We start from the raw sequence: 1,396 nt of genomic DNA, 5'->3' as shown, positions 1-1,396 counted from the left end.
GGAGCCGTTCAAAGTCGCCGTGCCTTCATTAAACGTAATCGTCTTGTTGACGTTATAGAGTCCGCCGTTCGTGACTCCGCTGACAACAGGAGCAGTTTTATCGATGATGAAGCTCACGGCGGTGCTGTTTCCCGCCGCATCCGTGACGACAAGCGTATAGTAGCCTTCCGCGCTGACAGTTGAACCGCTAATGAACGCGGAGCCGTTCAAAGTCGCCGTGCCTTTGTTAAACATAATCGTCTTGTCGACGTTATAGCTTCCTCCGTTCGTTACACCTGTGACTGTCGGCGGCGAATTCACCGTCAGCGCCGCACCGTTCGATACCGCGTAAGGCGTTGCCAAACCACTGGCGATTACACGGTAGATATAGCCATTCATCCCCGCCGTTGCCCCGGTGATCTTCAGCGTCGCCGTTGTCGCTCCGCTGTACGGCGCTCCATTCGAAATATTCGTATATCCTGCGCCCTGATCTACCTGCCATTGGTAACCCGTCGTGTTCGACGCCAACACGGAGAAAGTTGTGTTCCCCCCGGCGGCAATGGTGGAACTGCTCGGCTGAGCGATGATCGATGGCGGCGAGTTCACCGTCAGCGTCGCACCGTTCGATGCCGCATCAGGCGTTGCCAAACCACTGGCAATTACACGGTAGATATAGCCATTCATCCTTGCCGTTGCCCCGGTGATCGTCAGCGTCGCTGTTGTCGCTCCGCTGTACGGCGCTCCATTCGAAATATTCGTATATCCTGCGCCCTGATCTACCTGCCATTGGTAACCCGTCGTGTTCGACGCCAACACGGAGAAAGTTGTGTTCCCCCCGGCGGCAATGGTGGAACTGCTCGGCTGAGCGATGATCGATGGCGGCGAGTTCACCGTCAGCGTCGCACCGTTCGATGCCGCATCAGGCGTTGCCAAACCACTGGCAATTACACGGTAGATATAGCCATTCATCCTTGCCGTTGCCCCGGTGATCGTCAGCGTCGCTGTTGTCGCTCCGCTGTACGGCGCTCCATTCGAAATATTCGTATATCCTGCGCCCTGATCTACCTGCCATTGGTAACCCGTCGTGTTCGACGCCAACACGGAGAAAGTTGTGTTCCCCCCGGCGGCAATGGTGGAACTGCTCGGCTGAGCGATGATCGATGGCGGCGAGTTCACCGTCAGCGTCGCACCGTTCGATGCCGCATCAGGCGTTGCCAAACCACTGGCAATTACACGGTAGATATAGCCATTCATCCTTGCCGTTGCCCCGGTGATCGTCAGCGTCGCTGTTGTCGCTCCGCTGTACGGCGCTCCATTCGAAATATTCGTATATCCTGCGCCCTGATCTACCTGCCATTGGTAACCCGTCGTGTTCGACGCCAACACGGAGAAAGTTGTGTTCCCCCCGGCGGCAATG

At 56.9% G+C, this 1,396-nt stretch carries 1 pseudogene; it reads right to left on the bottom strand.

What is annotated here, in order from left to right:
• A pseudogene (locus tag E0485_RS25280) lies at positions 1-1,396 on the bottom strand (immunoglobulin domain-containing protein); the annotation flags it as partial.

The sequence above is a fragment of the Paenibacillus albiflavus genome, assembly GCF_004344915.1.
In the GTDB taxonomy this organism is placed as follows: domain Bacteria; phylum Bacillota; class Bacilli; order Paenibacillales; family NBRC-103111; genus Paenibacillus_AM; species Paenibacillus_AM albiflavus.
Note: the sequence above shows the minus strand (reverse complement) of the source record. Positions and strands in the feature narration are given on the sequence as shown.